The sequence below is a fragment of the Amycolatopsis sp. lyj-346 genome (assembly GCF_046548975.1).
GTDB lineage: Bacteria > Actinomycetota > Actinomycetes > Mycobacteriales > Pseudonocardiaceae > Amycolatopsis.
On record NZ_JAJPWT010000008.1, the window covers coordinates 269,494 to 289,735 of the forward strand.

The following is a 20,242-nucleotide window of genomic DNA, read 5'->3' on the forward strand; positions in this document are numbered from 1 at the left end:
GAGAGAGACGAAATTGAGCCAGACGGAACCGGCGTCGACCGCGGACGCGAACGCCGGGAAGAAGCCGGCAGCGGCACCGGAACAGCAGCACGCGCTCGAGGTCGCCGGGCTCAGGAAAGCGTTCGGGCACAAGGTCGCGGTGGACGACGTCGATCTCGTCGTCCCCGCCGGCAGTTTCTTCGGGCTGGTCGGTCCCAACGGCGCCGGCAAGACGACGATGCTGTCGATGGCGGTCGGGCTGCTGCGGCCCGACGCGGGCCAGGTCCGGCAGTTCGGTGTCGACGTGTGGGCCGACCCGGTCCGGGCCAAGGCACTGCTGGGGGTCCTGCCCGACGGGCTGGCCATGCCGGAGCGGCTCACCGGCCGGGAGATGCTCACCTTCGCCGGCGCGCTGCGCGGGATGGACGCCGCCGCGGTGGCCGAGCGCGGTGACGAGCTGCTCGCGGTGCTGGAGCTCGACGGCGCCGACCGGACGCTGATCGGTGAGTACTCGACCGGTATGCGCAAGAAGATCGGCCTGGCCGCGGCGCTGCTGCACGCGCCGCGGCTGCTGGTCCTCGACGAACCGCTGGAGGCGGTCGACCCGGTGTCCGGGGCGACCATCAAGACCATCCTGCGGCGGTTCGTCCGGTCCGGCGGCACGGTGGTGTTCTCCAGCCACGTGATGGCCGTGGTCGAGCAGCTCTGCGACCAGGTCGCGGTCGTCTCCGCCGGCCGCGTCGTCGCCGCGGGCCCGACCGCCGAGGTGTCGGGCGACGTCTCCCTGGAAGGCCGGTTCGTCCAGCTCGTCGGTGGTCACGTCGGCGGGACGGAGGGGCTGACGTGGTTGAGCTCCTGATCAAGCTGAAGCTGGCGCTGCTGCGCCGGTCGATGTCCGGCCAGCGCGCCGTCCAGCTGCTGATGGGCGCGCTCGCCGGGCTGCTCCTCGCGGCGGCGACCGTCTACGCCGCCGGCGTCGACTTCGCCGTGCCGTCGGTGTCCGGTGACGTGCTGGCCGTTCTCTTCGGGCTGTGGCTGCTGTTCTGGGCGTTCGGCCCGCTGATGTTCGGCGGTGGCGACTCCGAGCTCCGGCCGGAACACTTCGCGCTGTACCCGATCCCGCCGCGGAAACTGGCCGCGGGCCTGCTCGGCGCCGGCTTCATCGGGGTCACGCCACTGGTCAGCCTGGTCGCCTTCGCCGCGTTGATCGTCTACGGCGCGAAGCTGAGCTTCGCCGCCGCCGTGGTCGCGGTGCCCGCGGTGGTGCTGCAGCTGGCGCTGGTGGTGCTGGTGTCGCGGGTGATCTCGTCGCTGCGCGGCCAGGTCGTGCGGTCCCGCTCGAGCGCGGTGCTGTCCGGGTTGTTCACCGGGGTGCTGATGGCCGCGGCGAGCTCGATCTGGGCCATCAGCCCGGCGATCGGCTCGGCGCTGGCCAACGGGTTCTCGCCGGCGTTCGCGACGGTCGTGCGGATCCTGCCCTCGGGCTGGGGCCTGGTCGCCGTGGACGGGGCCGCCCGGTCGGACTGGGTGGCCGGGCTCGGCCTGCTGGCCGCGTTGCTGGTCGTGGACGTCCTGCTGCTGCTCCTGTGGGCGAGGCTGCTGGTCAAGGAGATCACCACGGGTGGCGGCGGGCACACGACCGTGTCCGCGCGCCGGAAGACCACCCCGGAGACCACCGGCGGCCGGCGGACGACCCCGGTCGGCGGCTTCGTGGTCAAGGAGGTCCTGACGTGGTTCCGCGACACGACGAGGACCCAGTTCTTCGTGTTCGCCTTCGTCTACGGCGCACTGCAGACGGTGGCCCCGCTGCTGCTCGACGAGCGGAGCTTCCTGCCGTGGACCGGCGTGAGCGTGGTGTTGTGGATGACCGCGGTCATCGCCAACCTGCACGCCACCGACGGCACCGCGCTGTGGCTGACGCTGGTGACGCCCGGCGGTGCCCGCGTCGACGTGCGGGGCAGGCAGTTCGCCTGGCTGATCGTGGTCGCCCCGGTGGCGCTCCTGCTCTGCGTGGTGTTCACCGCCCTGTCCGGGATCACCTGGGCGTGGCCGTGGGCCCTCGGCCTGACCGCGGCCGCGCTCGGTGCCGGCGCCGGCGCGGTGGTGCTGGTGTCGGTGTTCATGCTCGTCCCGATGAGCGACCCGCAGCGCCGGGGGAGTGGCGTCTGGGAGAACAGCATCGACGCCGTCCAGGTCCTCGCGGCCCTCGCGCTGGTCGCCCTCACCTGCACGCCGACGTTCGTGCTGCTGCGGCTCGGCTCGGACACCGGCTCGCCGGCGCTGAGCTGGCTCGGGGTGCCGGCCGGGATCGCGTCGGGCGCGCTGGCGGCCTGGCTGTTCGGCCGGATCGCCCACCGCCGCCTCGAATCGCACGGGCCGGACCTGCTGCACCTCATGCGGTCCGGGCACCGCAGCACCGTGCGTGGGGTCACCCCGCTCGGCGCGGGCGTGGCCGGGGAGCCGGACCGGGAGGCGTCGCCGGAGGACCTCGGTCCGGTGTGGCCTGCCGTCGTGGCGGTCACCTGCCTGATCGTCTGCTGGGTGCCGATCTTCCCGCAGGGGCTGATCCCGGCGTTCCTCAAGCTGTCCGATGACGACGCACCGCACTCGTGGTTCCTCGCGCTGTACCTGCCCGAGGCGTGGCAGTGGCCGGTGATCGCCCTGATGATCGTGGTCGGCGTCGCCATCCTCAGCGTGGCCTTCTACCTGGGCCGGAAGTACCCGGGCCGGCTGTCGCCGCCCAACGGCGGCCGGTTCGGCCGCCCGCCGGCCGGGGGGAAGCCGTCCTTCCGGCGCACCGCCGACCGGAGCGGGCAGCGGGAGAAGGTCAAGGCCGACTGAACCGGGCCACGCGATCGGCCCCGCACCCCGGAACCCGGGGCGCGGGGCCGATCGCGCGGCGCCGGTCAGCTCTGGGGACGCGCGGCGTCCAGGAACTCGTACCAGCCGCCGCGGCTGGCGGGCTTGAGCTTCGGCGAACCCAGGTAGCCCGCGAGGAACACCTTGCGGGCCAACGGCGGCACGGTGTAGCGGTCGCCGCAGGTCTCCCGCAGGTACTCCTGGGCGTGGTACCAGGCCTCGAAGCAGGCGGTGTCGTCGAGCAGCTCGAAGACGCCCATCGGCCAGCCGAGCCCGGTCTTCACCATCCGGTCGATCTCGGCCGGGCCCGCCACCCCCTGCTCGACCATGCGGATCGCTTCGGCGATGTAGGTGTTGATGAACCGGGTCATGAAGAACCCGGGACCGTCCTGGACCGCCACCGGCTTCTTGCCGATCGACTGCAGGAACCCGGTGACGGTCTCGACGGCGGCCGGGCGGCTGTGCTGCCCGCGGACCAGCTCGACCAGCGGCATCACGTTCGCCGGGTAGAACCAGTGCGTCCCGACCAGCCGTCCCGGGTCGGCGAGCACGCCGGCCAGCTCGGCGATCATGATGGACGACGTGCCGCTGGCGAAGATCGCCTTCTCCGGCGCCGAACGCTCGGCCGCGAGCAGCACGGCGTGCTTGGTGTCCCGCACCTCGGGCACGCTCTCGAAGACCAGGTCCGCGTCGGCCAGCCCTTCGTCGTAGTCGGTGGTCAGCCGCACGCGCGAAAGCATGTCGTCGGCCTGCGCGCGGTCGAGCTTGCCCCGGGTCACCCCGCGTTCGATGCCGAACGGACCGTCGCGCAGCAGTTCCGCACCGTGCTCCAGCGACTCCTTCCGATGCGACACCAGCGTGACCTCGGCACCCGGGGCCCGCAGGCACGCCAGTGCCATGCCGTGTCCCATGATGCCGCCGCCCCCGAGGATCGCCACCTGCTTGACGTCGTTCACCTGTCCTCCAGCTCTACCAACTCGTGTTGTCCGTGACCGCGGCCGCGGGGTCAGACCCGTTCGAGGACGAGGGCGGCGCCGAGCCCGCTGCCCGCCGGCGCGGTGGCCAGGCCGTGCCGCAGGTCCCGCTGCCGCAGCGCCTTCGCCAGGTGGATCACGATGCGCAGCGCGGACATCCCGACCGGGTGGCCGAGCCCGATGCTGCCGCCGTCCACGTTGAGGCGGTCGGACGGCCACTTGGCCATCCGCTCGCAGGCCACCATCTGCACGGCGAACCCCTCGCTGCACTCGATCAGGTCGATCCCGTCGAGGGTCAGCTCGGCGCCCTCCAGCGCGGCGTCCGCGGCCCGGGTGCAGCTGTACCCCATCAGCTCGGGCGGGCAGCCTGCCATCGCCATGCCGGGCACCACGACCCGCGCGATCGGCTCCAGGCCGAGCCGCGCGACCGTGGCGGCGTCGCAGAGCAGCGCGGCGGCCACCCCGTCGTTGTGCGCCGACGCGTTGCCGGCGGTGATCGTGCCTCCCGGGCGGATGGGCGCCATGGCGGCCAGCTTCTCGACCGAGATGCCGGGCCGGGGGTTCTCGTCCGCGCGGACCACGACCCGGTCGTGCTTGTGCGGCACCGTGATCGGGACGATCTCGTCGGCGAACCGGCCCGCTTCGGCGGCTTCGGCCGCCCGCCGGTGGGAAAGCACGGCGTACTCGTCCATGTCCGCACGCGACACCGCGTCCACCGCGGCGTGGTGCTCGGCGACGTCGATCATGTCCTGGGACGCGCCCCACCGGTTCGAGCCCGCCGTCTTGCATTCGGTCAGCGTGTCGACGAACTCGGTGTGCCCGAGGCGAAGCCCCCAGCGCGCGCCGTAGACGGTGTGGGGGGCGTTGCTCATCGATTCCATGCCGAGGGCGAGCACGCAGCCGGTGGCGCCCAGCGCGATCTGCTGCGCACCTTGGATGAGCGCCGCCATCCCGGACGCGCACTGCATGTTGAGGGTGAACGCGGGGGTGGTGCTCGGCACCCCCGTCCGCTGCCCGACGATCCTGGCCGGGTTCGACTCGCTCATGTCCTGCAGCACCATGCCGGCCACGATCTGCCGGACCTCGGCGGCGGCCACGCCCGTGCGGGCGAAGAGCTCGGTCACCACCGGATCGGCGATTTCGCTGGCGCGCAGGTTCGCGAGCGCGCCGCCGAACTTGCCGATGGGGGATCTGAACCCGTCGACAAGATAGACCTCGTGCATTTTGGCGCTCCTCGTCGTCCGACGTCGACAGGCACAACTTTGCCGACAGTATTGAGTCGCCCGCCGCGAAAGCACCCCCCTGAATGTGACTCGACCCCCCTGCGAACGGCGCCGGGAAGCGGTTGGCACCTAGGGGCTTGAGGGGTTCTCCGCGCGCTCGGTATCTTGCTGCGGTAATCACGGGATTCTTGACGGAAATCAGCGGGGATCGTACGCGCTTGCTTTTGAGGTGGGAACCTTTTCATGGAAAATGAAGACAAGCTCCGGTACTTTCTCAAGCGGGTTTCTGCCGAACTGGACGAAGCGCACGGGCGCCTTCGCGACGCGGAACTGCGGGAGACCGAGCCGATCGCCATCGTCGGCGCCGGGTGCCGGCTCCCCGGTGCGGACTCACCCGAACAGCTGTGGGACCTGGTGGCCTCCGGCGTCGACGCGGTTTCCGAATTCCCCGCGGACCGCGACTGGGACATGGCGACGCTGTACCACCCCGAGGTGACCAACCCCGGCACGAGCCACGCCAAGGAAGGCGGGTTCGTGGCCGGCTTCGCCGACTTCGACCCCGGCTTCTTCGGGATCAGCCCGCGCGAGGCCCTCGGCATGGACCCGCAGCAGCGCCTGCTGCTGGAGATCTCGTGGGAGGCCATCGAGCGGGCCGGGATCGATCCGGTCACGCTGCGGGAGACCCGGACCGGCGTCTTCATCGGCACCAGCGGCCAGGACTACTCGACGGTGATGTCGGTGGCGGCGGACGACGCCGGCCAGCACGCGCTGACCGGCAACGCCGCCGCGGTGGTGTCCGGGCGGATCGCCTACAGCCTCGGCTTCCAGGGGCCTGCCGTCACCGTGGACACCGCCTGCTCGTCGTCGCTCGTGGCCATGCACCTCGCCTGCCAGGCCCTGCGGGAGAACGAATGCTCCCTCGCCGTCGCCGGCGGGGTCACGCTGATGTCCACGCCCAACATCTTCGTCGTGTCGAGCGGCTCGGGCGGCATGTCGCCGGACGGCCGGAGCCGGGCGTTCTCCGCGGACGCGAGCGGCACGGGGTTCGCCGAGGGCGCCGGTGTGGTGCTGCTCGAACGCCTGTCCCACGCCGAGCGCAACGGGCACCGGATCCTGGCGCTGATCTCCGGGTCCGCGCTCAACCAGGACGGCGCGAGCAGCGGCCTGAGCGCCCCCAACGGCCCCGCGCAGCAGCGCGTGATCAGGGCCGCCCTGCTCAACGCGCGCCTGGCGCCGGCGCAGGTCGACGTCGTCGAGGCGCACGGCACCGGCACCGAGCTCGGCGACCCGATCGAAGCGGAGGCGCTGCTCGCCGCGTACGGCCAGGACCGGGACCGGCCGCTGTGGCTCGGCTCGGTGAAGTCCAACATCGGCCACACCCAGGCGGCCGCCGGCGTGGCCGGGGTCATCAAGATGGTGATGGCGCTGCGGGCCGGGGTGCTGCCCCGGACGCTGCACGCCGACGAGCCGACCCCGCACGTCGACTGGTCCTCCGGCGCGGTCTCGGTGCTGAGCGAAGCCCGGCCGTGGCCGGAGACCGGCGGGCCGCGGCGGGCCGCGGTGTCGTCCTTCGGCATCAGCGGCACGAACGCGCACACGATCCTCGAGCAGTACTGCCCGGCGGAGCCGGCCGAGCCCGCTGAGCCGGTGGCGCCGGCCGCGGGACCGGTGCCGTGGACGGTGTCCGGCCGTGGCGCCGACGCCCTGCGCGAGCAGGCCCGGCGGCTGCGGCGGCACGTGACCGACCACCCCGGCCTCACCGACGCCGACATCGGGTTCTCCCTCGCCACGACGCGGTCCCGGCACGAGCACCGCGCGACGCTGCTCGCCGGCGACCGGGACGGCTTCCTGCGCGGGCTCGACGCGCTCGCCGGCGACCGGCCGCACGCCGGGCTGGTGCGCGGGGTGGCCAAGGAGATCGACGAGGTCGTCTTCGTCTTCCCCGGCCACGGGCAGCAGTGGGCCGGCATGGCGGCCGAGCTGCTGGACAGCTCACCGGTCTTCCGCGCGCGGGCCGGAGAGTGCGCCGACGCGCTGGCGCCGCACCTCGGCTGGCCGGTGCTCGACGTCCTGCGCGGTGACCCGGGGCAGCCGTCGCTGGACCGGATCGACGTCGCGCAGGCCGCGCTGTTCGCGATGATGGTGTCGCTCGCGGAGCTCTGGGGCTCCTACGGCGTCCGCCCGGCCGCGGTGCTGGGGCACAGCCAGGGTGAGATCGCGGCGGCCTGCGTCGCCGGGGCGATCTCGCTGGACGACGCCGCGCGCGTGGTGGCCCTGCGCGGCAAGGCACTGCGGACGCTGGACGGCTCCGGCGCGATGGCGTCGATCCTGCTGCCGGTCGACGAGGTCACCGCCCGGCTCGAGCAGTGGCCGGGCCGGCTGGCGCTGGCCGCGGTGAACGGCCCCCGGTCCGCGTCCGTCACCGGCGACGGCGAAGCGGTGGCGGAGCTGGTCGCGCAGCTGACGGCCGAGGGCGCCCGCGTCCGCCGGATCCCCGGCGCGACCGCGGGCGGGCACTCCTGGCACGTCGACCGGCTGCGCGACGAGCTGCTGCGCGGGTTCGGCGAGATCACGCCGCGGGCGACCGAGGTCCGGATGTTCTCGGCCGTCACCGGCGCCCGGGTCGACCCGCTCACCCTCGGCACCGGGTACTGGTACCGCAACGTCCGCGAGCCGGTGCGGTTCGACCAGGCCACGCGTGCGGCGCTCAAGCACGGGCACCACGCGTTCCTCGAGATGAGCGCGCACCCGATGCTGGTGACGCCGCTGCAGGCCACCGCCGAGGAGCAGGGGCGGGAGATCCTCGCCGTCGGCTCGCTGCGCCGTGGTGAAGGCGGTCTCGAGCGGTTCTCGACGTCACTCGCGGAGGCGGAGGTCCGCGGGGTCGGCGTCCGCTGGGAGCCCGCGTTCGCCGGGGCGAAGGTCGTCGACCTGCCCACCTACGCCTTCCAGCGGCAGCGGTACTGGCCGCGGATCGAGGCCCGCGAAGAAGAGGTGACCGCGAGCGGCGCCGAGGACACGGCGTTCTGGCAGGCCGTCGACAACCAGGACCTGACCGAGCTGACCACCGCGCTGGACGTGCGGGGCGAGGACCCGCTCAGCACCGTGCTCCCGGCCCTGTCCGCGTGGCGCCGCCGACGGCGGGACGAGTCCACTGTGGACTCCTGGCGCTATCGGCTCACCTGGCGCCCGGTGCCGAAGACGGCGGCGGAGCGCGGTTCGGGCACGTGGCTCCTCGTGGTCCCGGACGGCGTCGCCGAGGACGTGGCCGCCGCCTGCGAGCGGGCACTGGGCCCGGCCGATGTCGTGCGTGTCGTGGGTGCCGGCTCCTTCGCCGAGGGGATCGCCGGGTGCGAAGGCCCGGTCGCGGGGGTGCTTTCGCTGCTCGCGCTGAACGAACGAGCGCTGCCGGACCTGCCCGGTGTGTCCGCGGGACTCGCGGGCAACCTCGCGTTGCTGCGGGCCGCCGACGGTCTTCGCGGGCGGCTCTGGTGCGCGACGAGGGGAGCGGTGTCGATCGGCCGGTCCGATCGCCTGCGCAGCCTCGTGCAGGCGCAGACGTGGGGGCTCGGCCGGGTCGCCGCGCTGGAGAACCCCCAGAGCTGGGGCGGCCTGATCGACCTGCCCGCCGTCCTGGACGACCGCGCGCTGGCCCGCCTCGGCGAAGTCCTCACCGGCGCCGAAGACCAGGTGGCGGTGCGCGGTTCCGGGGTGTACGGCTGCCGTCTCGTCCGGGCCGCCGCGGACACCCCCGTCGAACCCTGGCGCCCGCGCGGCAGCGTGCTGATCACCGGCGGCACCGGGGCGGTCGGCGCCGGCGTCGCCCGCTGGCTGGCGCAGCGGGGAGCCGAGCACCTCGTGCTCGTCAGCCGCCGCGGCGAGGACGGCCCGCAGGCCGCCGAGCTGCGCGAGGAACTGCGCGCGCTCGGCGCGGAAGTGACGATCGCGGCGTGCGACGCGGCCGACCGCGACGCGCTCGCGGCGGTGCTGGCCGGGCTGCCCGAGCGGCACCCGCTGACGGCCGTGGTGCACAGTGCGGCCGTGCTCGACGACGGCGTGCTGGACTCCTTGTCCCCGGAACGGTTCGCGGGCGTGCTGCGGTCCAAAGTAGACGCCGCGGTGCACCTGCACGAGCTGACCGCGGGCCTGGACCTCGACGCGTTCCTGCTCTTCTCGTCGATGGCGGGCATCACCGGCAACGCCGGCCAAGGCAACTACGCGGCCGCGAACGCGTTCCTCGACGCGCTGGCCCGGCAGCGCCACGCCGACGGCCTGCCCGCCACCTCGATCGCGTGGGGCGCCTGGGGCGAGAAGGGCATCATCGCGGAGAACGAGGCGGTCCGCACCCGGCTGCGCCGCGGCGGCACCCCGGGCATGGCCACGGACCTCGCACTGTCCGCACTGGACGGTGCGATCGCCGGGGACGACCCGGTGCTGGTGGTCGCCGACCTCGATTGGGACCTCTTCGCGCCCGGGTACGCCGGCACCCGCCCCAGCCCGCTGATCGGCGACCTGCCCGAGGCCCGCCGGGCGCTCGAGGCCGGCGCCGGCCCCGCGGACCCGGCGCCGGGCCGGGGATCGTCCGCCGTGCGGGACCTCGCCGGCCGGCTGCCGGGGGAGCAGGTGCGCGCACTGCTGGACCTGGTGCGCGCGCAGGTGGCCGTGGTGCTCGGGCACGCCTCACCCGACGCGATCGGCAACGACCGGCCCTTCAAGGACCTCGGCTTCGACTCGCTCACTGCGGTGGAGCTGCGCAACGTCCTCGCCGCCGCGCTCGGCATCAGCCTGCCGACCACGCTGATCTTCGACATCCCCACCCCGATCGCGCTCGCGGAGCACCTGCGCGCCGAACTGTTCGGCGCGGAGCCGGCCGTCGTCACCACGACGGTGGCGCCCGCGGCGGCCGTCGATGACGAGCCGATCGCCATCGTCGGGATGAGCTGCCGGTTCGCCGGCGGGGTGCGGTCGCCGGAAGACCTGTGGCGGCTCGTCGAAAACGGCGTCGACGCGATCGGCGAGTTCCCGGCCGACCGCGGCTGGCCCCTCGAACTGATCTACGACGAAGACCCGGACAAGCCGGGCACGAGCTACGCCAGGGAAGGCGGGTTCGTCCACGACGCGCCCGACTTCGACCCCGGCCTGTTCGGGATCAGCCCCCGCGAAGCGCTGGGCATGGACCCGCAGCAGCGGATGCTGCTCGAGGTCTCCTGGGAGGCGCTGGAACGCGCCGGCATCGACCCGTTCTCCCTGCGCGGCAGCCAGACCGGCGTGTTCATCGGCACCAACTACCAGGACTACGTCTCGCTCGCCGTCGCGGCCGACGGCATCGAAGGCAACCTGATGACCGGCAACGCCAGCAGCGTCATCTCCGGCCGGCTGTCCTACACCTTCGGCCTGGAAGGGCCGGCGATCTCCGTCGACACCGCGTGTTCGGCGTCGCTGGTTTCCCTGCACCTCGCGGTGCAGGCGCTGCGGCGCGGTGAATGCGACCTCGCGATCACCGGCGGCGTGACGATCATGGCCACCCCCAACGTGTTCATCGGCTTCAGCCGCCAGCGCGGTCTCGCGCCCAACGGCCGGTGCAAGCCGTTCGCCGCGGCGGCGGACGGCACCGGCTGGGGCGAAGGCGCCGGCGTCGTGCTGGTGGAGCGCCTGTCCGACGCACGCCGCAACGGCCACCAGGTCCTCGGCGTCGTCCGCGGCAGCGCGGTGAACCAGGACGGCGCCTCGAACGGGCTGACCGCGCCGAACGGGCCCTCGCAGCAGCGGGTGATCCGGCGGGCGCTGGCGAACGCCCGGCTGGCGGGCTCCGGCGTCGACGTCGTGGAGGCGCACGGGACCGGCACCCGGCTGGGCGACCCGATCGAGGCGCAGGCGTTGCTCGCGACGTACGGGCAGGACCGGGAACGGCCGCTGTGGCTGGGGTCGGTGAAGTCGAACATCGGGCACACGCAGGCGGCCGCGGGGGTCGCCGGCGTGATCAAGATGGTGGAGGCGATCCGCCACGGCGTCCTGCCGCGCACGCTCCACGTCGACGCGCCCACCCCCGAGGTCGACTGGTCGGCCGGCGCGGTGTCCCTCCTGACGGAATCCGTGCCGTGGCCGGAAACCGGCGAGCCGCGGCGGGCCGGCATCTCGTCGTTCGGGGTCAGCGGGACCAACGCCCACGTGATCATCGAGCAGGCGCCCGCCGAGCCCGCCGCCGCGCCCCCGGCCGAAGCGCCGGTCCGCGGTCCGGCGCCCCTGGTGCTCTCCGGCCGCGGCGATGCCGCACTGCGTGCCCAGGCGCGTCGCCTGCTCGACCACGTGACCACCCACCCCGGCCAGCGGCTGGCGGACGTCGCCCGCTCGCTGGCGACCACCCGCGCGTCGCTCGACCACCGCGCGGTGCTGCTCGCCGACACCGGCGACGACGCGGTCCGCGGGCTCACGGCGCTGGCCGACGGGCGGACGGCGCCCGGGCTGCACCAGGGCGTCTCGCACAGCGGCGGGGTGCTCGCGTTCCTGTTCAGCGGGCAGGGCGCGCAGCGCGCCGGAATGGGGCGCGAGCTGTACGCGGCCTTCCCGGTGTTCGCGGACGCGTTCGACGCCGTGTGCGCGCAGCTTGACCCCGAGCTGGACCGGCCCCTGCGCGAGGTCGTCTTCGGGGCGGACGACGAGCTGCTCTCCCGCACCGGCTACACCCAGGCCGGGCTGTTCGCGCTGGAGACGGCGCTGTTCCGGCTGGTGGCTTCGTGGGGGGTGCACCCGGACTACCTCATCGGGCACTCGGTCGGCGAGATCGCCGCCGCGCACGTCGCCGGGGTGCTCACGCTCGAAGACGCCTGCACGATGGTCGCCGCCCGCGGCCGGCTCATGCAGGCCCTGCCGCAGACCGGGGCGATGGCCGCGGTGGAGGCGTCCGAGGCCGAGGTCTGTGCCTCCCTCGCCGGGCACGGCGACCGCGTGGAGCTCGCCGCGGTGAACGGGCCCCGCTCGACGGTGGTTTCCGGTGACGAAGACGTCGTGCTCGCGGTGGTCGCGCACTGGACCGCGCTCGGCCGCAAGGCGAAGCGGCTCACCGTCAGCCACGCGTTCCACTCGAGCCGGATGGACCCGATGCTGGCGGAGTTCCGCCGGGTCGTGGCCGGGCTCACGTACTCGCCCGCCCGCATCGCGATCGTGTCCAACCTGACCGGCGAGCTCGCCGCGGCCGACGAGCTGCGCGCGCCGGACTACTGGGTGCAGCACGTCCGGTACACCGTCCGGTTCGAGGACGGGGTCCGGCGCCTGCGCCAGGCCGGCGTGACCCGCTTCCTGGAGCTGGGCCCCGACGGCGTGCTCGCGGCGATGACCCTGGACTGCGCGGCCGGCGACGACGTCGTCGCGATCCCCGTCCTGCGCCGTGACCGCCCCGAGGAGAAGGCCGCCTTCGCCGCCCTCGCCGAACTGCACGTGCGCGGGGTCCGCGTGGCGTGGGACGACGTGCTCGCCGGCCAGGACGCGCGGATCGTGGCCCTGCCGACCTACGCCTTCCAGCGAGAGCGGTTCTGGCCCGAGTTCACCATCCCGTCCGGGTTCGGCCGTGGCACCCCCGGAAGCGGCACCGGCGAAACCGGCACCGACGCGGAGTTCTGGGCCGCCGTGGAGGGGGAGGACTTCGCTGCGCTGGCGACCTCGCTCGACGTCGACGGGGACGCTTCGTTCCGGTCCGTCCTGCCGGCGTTGTCCTCGTGGCGCCGCCGTCAGCGTGACGACGCGGCGGTGGAGTCGTGGCGGTACCGGATCGGCTGGCGTCCCTTGACCGGCCTGCCGGCCCAGAGCCCGCCCGGGAACTGGCTGGCCCTGGTGCCCGCCGGCCACGAAGGGACCGAGACGGTCACGACGGCCCTGCGCTCGCTGACCGACCGCGGCACCCGGGTCACCTCAGTGGTGCTCGACCCGGCGGCCGCCGGCGCGGAGCGGCTCACCGCGATCCTGGGCGAGCGGCTGCCCGCCGGCGCCGGGGTGCTGTCGTTCCTCGCGCTCGACGAAGACCCGCACCCGGAGCACCCGGCGCTGTCCCGCGGTGTCGCGGGCACCCTCGAACTCCTCCGGGCCCTCGCGGGCGGGACGATCGAAACCCGGCTGTGGTGCCTGACCCGCGGCGCGGTCGCGGTCCACCCGGCCGACGGCGCCGTCCGGCCGGTCCAGGCACAGGTCTGGGGCATGGGCCGGGTGGCGGCGCTGGAGCACCCCGGGTTCTGGGCGGGGCTGGTCGACCTTCCCGAGGTCGTCGACGGCGGGCTCGACACCGTCCTGGCCGGCGCCGAGGACCAGGTCGCGCTGCGCCGGTCGGGGACCTACGGCCGCCGGCTGAACCGGGCGCCCCTGCCCGCGGACGTGGTGCGGGACACGTGGCGGCCGGGTGGCACCGTGCTCGTCACCGGCGGCACCGGTGGTCTCGGCGCCGAAGTGGCCCGCTGGCTGGCCGGCAACGGCGCCGAGCACCTCGTGCTCGTCAGCAGGCGCGGCCCGGCCGCCACCGGGGCGGCCGAGCTGGAAGCCGAACTCGCCCGGCTGGGCGCGAAGGTCTCGATCGTGCGCTGCGACGTCTCCCGCCGCGAGGAGGTCGCCGATGTCCTCGCGAACCTGCGCACTGCGGGCACGCCCGTCCGCGCCGTGGTGCACGCGGCAGGCGACGGCCGGTCGGCCCCCATCCGGGAGTCGACCGCGAGCGAGTTCGCCGAGGTGCTCGCCGCGAAGGTCGGCGGCGCGCGGCACCTGGACGAGCTGCTCGCCGACGAACCGCTCGACGCGTTCGTGCTGTTCTCCTCGATCGCCGGAGTCTGGGGCAGTGCCACGCAGGCCGCCTACGCCGCCGGCAACGCGTTCCTGGACGCGCTGGCCGAACGCCGCCGCGCCCTCGGCCGGACCGCGACCTCGGTCGCCTGGGGCCCGTGGGACGCCGATTCGGGGATGGCCACCGAGGACGCGGCGGAACAGCTCCGCAAGCGGGGGCTGCCGATGATGGCGGCGCGGCTGGCGATCACGTCCCTCCAGCACGCGCTCGACGCCGCCGACCCGGCGCTGGTGGTCGCCGACGTCGGCTGGGACCGCTTCCTGCCGATGTTCACCTTCAGCCGGCCCAGCCCGCTGCTGGGCGATCTGCCGGAGGCGGCCCGGCTGCTCGCCGCGGACACCGCCGCCCCCGACGGCGGCGCCGAGCCGGAACTGCGCGGGCGCCTGGCCGGGCTGCCGGCGCGCGACGTCGAGCAGGCCGTGGCCGACGCGGTCGCCGGGTACGTCGCGACGGTGCTCGGGCACGACTCGGCGAACCGCGTCGAGGCCACCCGCGGCTTCCTGGAGCTGGGCTTCGACTCCCTGACCGCGCTGGAGCTGCGGAACCTGGTCACGAAGGCCACCGGGCTCTCGGTGCCGTCCACGCTGGTGTTCGACTACCCGACGCCGGCCGCGCTCACCGGGTACCTGATCGGCCTGCTGGCGCCCGGGGCCGGCGGCGCGAACGACCCCGAAGAGGACCGGATCCGGCGGCTGCTCGCCGAAATCCCGGTCTCGAAGCTCCGCGACGCCGGCCTGCTCGACCCGCTGCTGCGGATGAGCGACCCCGGCGGCGAACCCGTCGCGGACGACGGCATCGAGACGATGGACGCCGCGGACCTGGTCCGGATGGCGCTCGGGGAATCCGGATCGTGACCCGGCGAGGAATGGGAGCGGACCGATGAGTGTCTCCGCGGACGAGGTCGTCAAGGCCCTGCGCGCGTCCCTGGTCGAAAACAAGCGGCTCAAGCAGCACAACGAGGAGCTGGTCGCGGCGGCCACCGAGCCGATCGCGATCGTCGGCATGGCCTGCCGCTTCCCCGGCGGGGTCCGCTCGCCGGGCGGGCTGTGGCAGCTCGTCGCCGGTGACGGCGACGCGATCTCCGAGTTCCCCGGCGACCGCGGCTGGGACGTCGACGCGTTGTACGACCCCGATTCCGCCGGTGAGGGCACGAGCTACGTCCGGCAGGGCGGGTTCCTGCACGACGCCGGCGACTTCGACGCGGCGTTCTTCGGGATCAGCCCGCGGGAAGCCCTCGCGATGGATCCGCAGCAGCGGCTGCTGCTGGAAGCGTCCTGGGAAGCGGTGGAGCACGCCGGCATCGACCCGGTTTCGCTGCGGGGCAGCCGGTCCGGTGTCTTCGCGGCCACGAGCAGCCAGGACTACCCGGCCCTGCTGATGGGGGCGCAGGCGGACGTCGAGGGGTACGTCGGCACCGGCAACTCCGCGGCGGTCGTCTCCGGACGGATCTCCTACGTCCTCGGCCTGCAAGGCCCGGCGGTCACCGTGGACACCGCGTGTTCGTCGTCGCTGGTGGCCATGCACCTCGCGGCGCAGGCCCTGCGTGACGGCGACTGCTCGCTCGCGCTGGCGGGCGGCGTCTCGGTGATGTCCACGCCCATGGGGTTCGTGGAGTTCAGCCGGCAGCGCGGGCTCGCCTTCGACGGCCGGTGCAAGTCGTTCGCCGAAGCGGCCGACGGCACCGCCTGGTCGGAGGGGGTCGGCGTGCTCCTCCTGGAACGGCTTTCCGACGCGCGCCGCAACGGCCGCGAGGTGGTGGCCGTGATCCGCGGCAGCGCGGTCAACCAAGACGGCGCGAGCAGCGGGCTGACCGCGCCGAACGGCCTGGCGCAGCAGCGGGTGATCCGGCAGGCGCTGGCGAACGCGCGGCTGACCGGCTCCGGGGTCGACGTCGTGGAAGCCCACGGGACCGGGACGACGCTCGGCGACCCGATCGAGGCGCAGGCCCTGCTGGCGACCTACGGGCAGGACCGGGAAAGCCCGCTGTGGCTGGGTTCGGTGAAGTCGAACATCGGGCACACGCAGGCGGCCGCCGGCATCGCGGGGGTGATCAAGGTGGTGGAGGCGATGCGGCACGGGATCCTGCCACGCACCCTCCACGTCGATCGCCCGACGTCCCACGTCGACTGGACGACGGGCGCGGTTTCCCTGCTGGAGGAGCAGGTTCCCTGGCCGTCGAGCGGCCGTCCGCGCCGGGCCGCCGTGTCGGCGTTCGGGGTCAGCGGGACCAACGCGCACGTGATCATCGAGCAGGACACCGCGCCGGACGAACCGCCGGCGGCCACCTGGCCGGCCCGCGACGGCCACCTCGCCTGGCTGCTGTCCGGGCGGACCGAGGCGGCCCTGCGCGCACAGGCGACCCGCCTGCTGTCGCATGTGGACAGCCGGCCGGAGCTGGCTCCGCACGACGTCGGCTACTCCCTGGCCACCGCCCGGTCCGCCTTCGACCACCGGGCGGTCGTCGTCGGCGACGGGCGCGCCGAGCTCCTCGGCGGGCTGCGCGCCCTGGTCGAGGGCGAGGACGTGCCGTCCGTGCCGACCGGGGTCGCCGCCGGCCAGGGCAAGACCGTGTTCGTCTTCCCCGGCCAGGGTTCGCAGTGGGCGGGGATGGCCGTGGACCTGCTGGCCTCGTCACCGGTGTTCCGCGCGCGGTTCGACGAATGCGCCCGGGCGCTGGCCCCGCACATCGACTGGTCGCCGGAAGCCGCCATCGAGGACCCGGTGCTGCTGGAACGGGTGGACGTCGTCCAGCCGGTGCTGTTCACGATCATGGTGTCCCTGGCCGGACTGTGGCGGTCCTGCGGGGTCGAACCGGACGCCGTCATCGGCCACAGCCAGGGGGAGATCGCGGCGGCCTGCGTGAGCGGCGCGCTGTCCCTCGAGGACGCGGCGAAGATCGTCGCGTTGCGCAGCAAGGCCCTGGTGGAGATCTCCGGGGCCGGCGCCATGGCGTCCGTCTCGCTCGCGCCGGAGGTCGCCGGGGAATGGATCCGGCGGTGGGCCGGGCAGCTGGCGATCGCGTCGGTCAACGCGCCGACCTCGGTCGTGCTCTCCGGCGACACCGTCGCCGTCGAAGAATTCCTCGCTCTGTGTGCCGCCGAAGGGGTCTGGGCGCGGCGGATCGCGGTGAGCTACGCGTCGCACTCGCCGCACGTCGACGCCATCCGCGACCGGCTGGCCGCGGCGCTGGCCGGGATCTCGCCGCGCGAGTCCGACGTCGTCTTCGGCTCGACCGTGACCGGCGAGCCGATCGACACCACCGCGCTCGACGCCGGGTACTGGTTCCGGAACCTGCGGGAGACGGTCCGGTTCGACCAGGCCGTCCGCGCGCTGGCCGGGCAGGGCTGCACGACCTTCGTCGAGCTGAGCCCGCACCCGGTGCTGCTGACCCCGGTGCACGAAACGGCCGAAGCCGCCGGCCCGGTCGTGGTGCTGGGATCGTTGCGGCGCGGCGAAAACGGACCGCGCCGGATGCTGACGTCCCTGGCGCAGGCGCACGTCGCCGGGGTGCGGGTGGACTGGGCGCGGGTCTTCGCCGACGCGGCGCCCCGTCGCGTCGAGCTGCCGACGTACGCGTTCCAGCGGGACCGGTACTGGCCGGCGCCGGGGACCGTGGTGGGGGAGCCCGCCGGATCCGCCGCGGACGCCGGTTTCTGGCGCGCGGTGGACGACGAGGACGTCGACGGTCTCGCCGCCGTCCTGGACGTCGACCGGGAAGCCGCGCTGGGCGCCGTGCTCCCCGCGCTTTCTTCGTGGCGGCGACGGCAGCGGGAGAGTTCCGCCGCGGACTCGCTGCGGTACCGGATCGGCTGGCGGCCGCTGACCGACGTCCTCGCGGCGCCGCTGTCCGGCACCTGGCTGCTGGTGGTGGGCTCGGCGCAGACCGGCGGCGAGCTCGCCGCCTCGTGCGAACAGCTGCTGGAGAAGCGCACCGGCTCCGTCGTGTGCCTCACGGTCGAGGAGCCGCTCAGGGAAGCGCTCGCCGCGCGGCTCGCCGGGATCGGCCCGGTCGCGGGTGTGCTGTCGCTGCTGGCGATCGACGACGTCGCCCACGAGGAGCACCCGGGGGTTTCGCGGGGCACAGCGGCGACTCTCGCGCTGCTCCAGGCGATCGGCGACGCGGGCGTGAGCGCCCCGTTGTGGTGCGCGACCAGGGGAGCGGTGTCGATCGGCGACGCCGATGCGGTCACCGCCCCGGCCCAGGCGCAGGTGTGGGGGCTCGGCCGGACGGCCGCGCTCGAGCACCCCGACCGGTGGGGCGGCCTGGTGGACCTGCCTGCCGAGCTCACCGAACGGACACTGGCCGCGCTGGCGGACGTCCTGGGCGGCGCGAACGGCGAGGACCAGCTGGCGATCCGGCCGGACGGCATCCACGCGCGCCGGCTGACCCGCGCGCCGGCGGCCCGGCCGGCCCGGCCGTGGCGCGTGCGCGGCACCGTGCTGGTCACCGGGGGCACCGGGTACATGGGCGCCCGGGTGGCGCACTGGCTCGCGGGCGCCGGCGCCGAGCGGCTCGTGCTGGCGAGCAGACGCGGCGAGGACGCGCCGGGCGCGGCCGGGCTGCGGGCGGAGCTGACCGCGCTGGGCGTCACCGTGCACATCGCCGCCTGCGACGTCTCGGTACGGGACGAGCTGGCGGAGCTGGTCGAAACCGAAGCGGCGCAAGGACATCGGATCACCGCCGTGGTGCACGCCGCGGGCGACCGCCGAGCCGCCCCGCTGGCCGATCTCGGGCCGGCCGAGTTCGCCGAGGTGTTCGGCGCGAAGGTGGCGGGCGCGGAACACCTCGACGAGCTCTTCGCCTCGGCGGACCTCGACGCGTTCGTGCTCTTCTCCTCGAACGCCGGGGTGTGGGGCGCCGGGGGCCAGGGCGCCTACGGAGCCGCGAACGCCCATCTCGACGCGCTGGCGCAGCGACGTCGCGACCGGGGCCGGGCCGGTACTTCGATCGCCTGGGTGCCCTGGGCCGACGACCGGAAGGCCGTCACCGACGCGCAGGAGCAGCTCGGCCGGCGCGGGGTCGCCCTGACCGACCCGGAGCTCGCGCTCACCGCGCTGCAGCTGACCCTCGACCAGGGCGAGCCGTTCGTCGCGGTGGCGGACCTGGACTGGGAACGCTTCGCGCCGGCGTTCACGTCGGCCCGGCCGAGCCCGTTGATCGCCGACCTCGACGAAGCACGCGGGTCGCTCGAGCGGTCCGCGCGCCCGGTGGAGCCGGCCGCCGGGTTCCTGGCCCGGGTGCGCCGGGCGCCGGAGCCGGAACGACGGCAGCTCGTCCTCGACCTGGTCCGCACCCACGCGGCCGCGGTGCTCGGGCACCCCGACGCCGGCGCGGTGCCGCCCGGCGGCGAATTCCTGGCGCTGGGCTTCGATTCGCTGACCGCGCTGGAACTGCGCAACCGGCTGATGGCCGCGACCGGCCTGACCGTTTCGGCCACGCTGCTGTTCGACTTCCCGACCCCGGCCGCCGCCGCCGGGCACCTGTGCGACCAGCTGGCGTCCGACGGCGACGACGGTGCGGCGGCTTCGCCGACGGCGCCCCCGCCCGGCCTGATCAGCTCGATGTGGCAGCACTCCCGGGCCGGTGGGCGCACCGACGACTTCGCCCGCGTGCTCACCGAGATCGTCGCCTTCCTGCCGTCGTTCGAAGGCACCGGGGACTTCGGCGAGCCGATGCGGCTGACCCGCCTCGCCGACGGCGGGAGCACCCCCGCGCTCATCTGCTGCTGCACGATGTCGCCGATGTCCGGGCCGCACGAGTACGCGCGCCTCAGCGGCAGCTTCCGCGGCCGCCGCGACGTGTTCGCGCTGCCAAATCCGGGTTTCGCCCCGGGTGAGCTGATGCCGGCGACGGTGGCGGCCGCCCTGGCCGTGCAGGCCGACGCCATCCTCCGGCAGCTGGACGGCGCGCCGTTCGTGCTGCTGGGGCACTCGGGCGGGTCGATCATGGCCAACACGCTGGCGTGCCACCTCGAGGCGCAGGGCTCCGGCCCGGCCGGAGTCGCGCTGCTGGACAGCTATCCGCCGTTCAGCCCGGTGCTGGGCCGGTGGTCGGGTGAGCTGATGAGCGGCATGTTCGACCGCGAGCAGTCCTTCGCGTCGATGGACGACGCGAGGATCACCGCGTGGGCCGGGTACCTGCGTCTGATGTCGGCGTGGGAACCGGCCGCGATGACCGCGCCGACCCTGCTGATCCGCGCGACCGAGCCGGTGGGCGCGATCGTGGACGGCGAAGACTGGCGGGCTTCGTGGAAGTTCCCGCACGCCGCGGCCGAAGCGCCGGGCAACCACTTCACCATGATCGGCGAGCACGGGAGTGTGACGGCGCAGGTCATCGAAGACTGGCTCGGCGAGCTCGGCTTCGACCGGTGACCGACCACACGAAG

General features: G+C 74.2%; 5 protein-coding genes and 1 pseudogene. 4 read left to right on the top strand and 2 right to left on the bottom strand.

Annotated features, from left to right (window positions below; translation table 11 throughout):
- Positions 1 to 13 precede the first annotated feature (13 nt).
- A complete protein-coding gene (locus tag ACLJQE_RS24470) occupies positions 14 to 838 on the top strand; it encodes an ABC transporter ATP-binding protein (RefSeq protein WP_410641662.1) in 825 nt (274 codons plus the stop codon).
- Positions 823 to 2,820 (top strand): hypothetical protein, encoded by a 1,998-nt coding sequence (locus ACLJQE_RS24475; protein WP_410641663.1) that lies wholly within the window; start codon positions 823 to 825, stop codon positions 2,818 to 2,820. The genes ACLJQE_RS24470 and ACLJQE_RS24475 overlap by 16 nt, the downstream gene beginning before the upstream one ends.
- A gap of 65 nt (positions 2,821 to 2,885) precedes the next feature.
- Here the strand turns inward: ACLJQE_RS24475 and ACLJQE_RS24480 are convergent, their stop codons facing one another.
- Both ACLJQE_RS24480 and ACLJQE_RS24485 read right to left on the bottom strand, forming a co-directional pair.
- Positions 2,886 to 3,794, bottom strand: a complete 909-nt coding sequence (locus ACLJQE_RS24480; protein WP_410641664.1) for a 3-hydroxyacyl-CoA dehydrogenase family protein — start codon at positions 3,792 to 3,794, stop codon at positions 2,886 to 2,888.
- 50 nt (positions 3,795 to 3,844) lie between these two features.
- A complete protein-coding gene (locus tag ACLJQE_RS24485; protein ID WP_410641665.1) occupies positions 3,845 to 5,035 on the bottom strand; it encodes a thiolase family protein in 1,191 nt (396 codons plus the stop codon).
- Between the two features lie 243 nt (positions 5,036 to 5,278).
- Between ACLJQE_RS24485 and ACLJQE_RS24490 the strand changes: the two genes are divergently transcribed.
- Entirely contained in the window at positions 5,279 to 14,710 is a 9,432-nt protein-coding gene (locus tag ACLJQE_RS24490; RefSeq protein ID WP_410641666.1) for a type I polyketide synthase, read from the top strand.
- Between the two features lie 58 nt (positions 14,711 to 14,768).
- Positions 14,769 to 20,228: pseudogene (locus ACLJQE_RS24495) on the top strand (type I polyketide synthase); the annotation flags it as partial.
- Positions 20,229 to 20,242: the final 14 nt, after the last annotated feature.

Coding starts and splice junctions, on each gene's coding strand:
- ACLJQE_RS24485 (WP_410641665.1), bottom strand. CDS start 5,035: ATGCACGAGGTCTATCTTGTCGACGGGTTCAGATCCCCCATCGGCAAG.
- ACLJQE_RS24490 (WP_410641666.1), top strand. CDS start 5,279: ATGGAAAATGAAGACAAGCTCCGGTACTTTCTCAAGCGGGTTTCTGCC.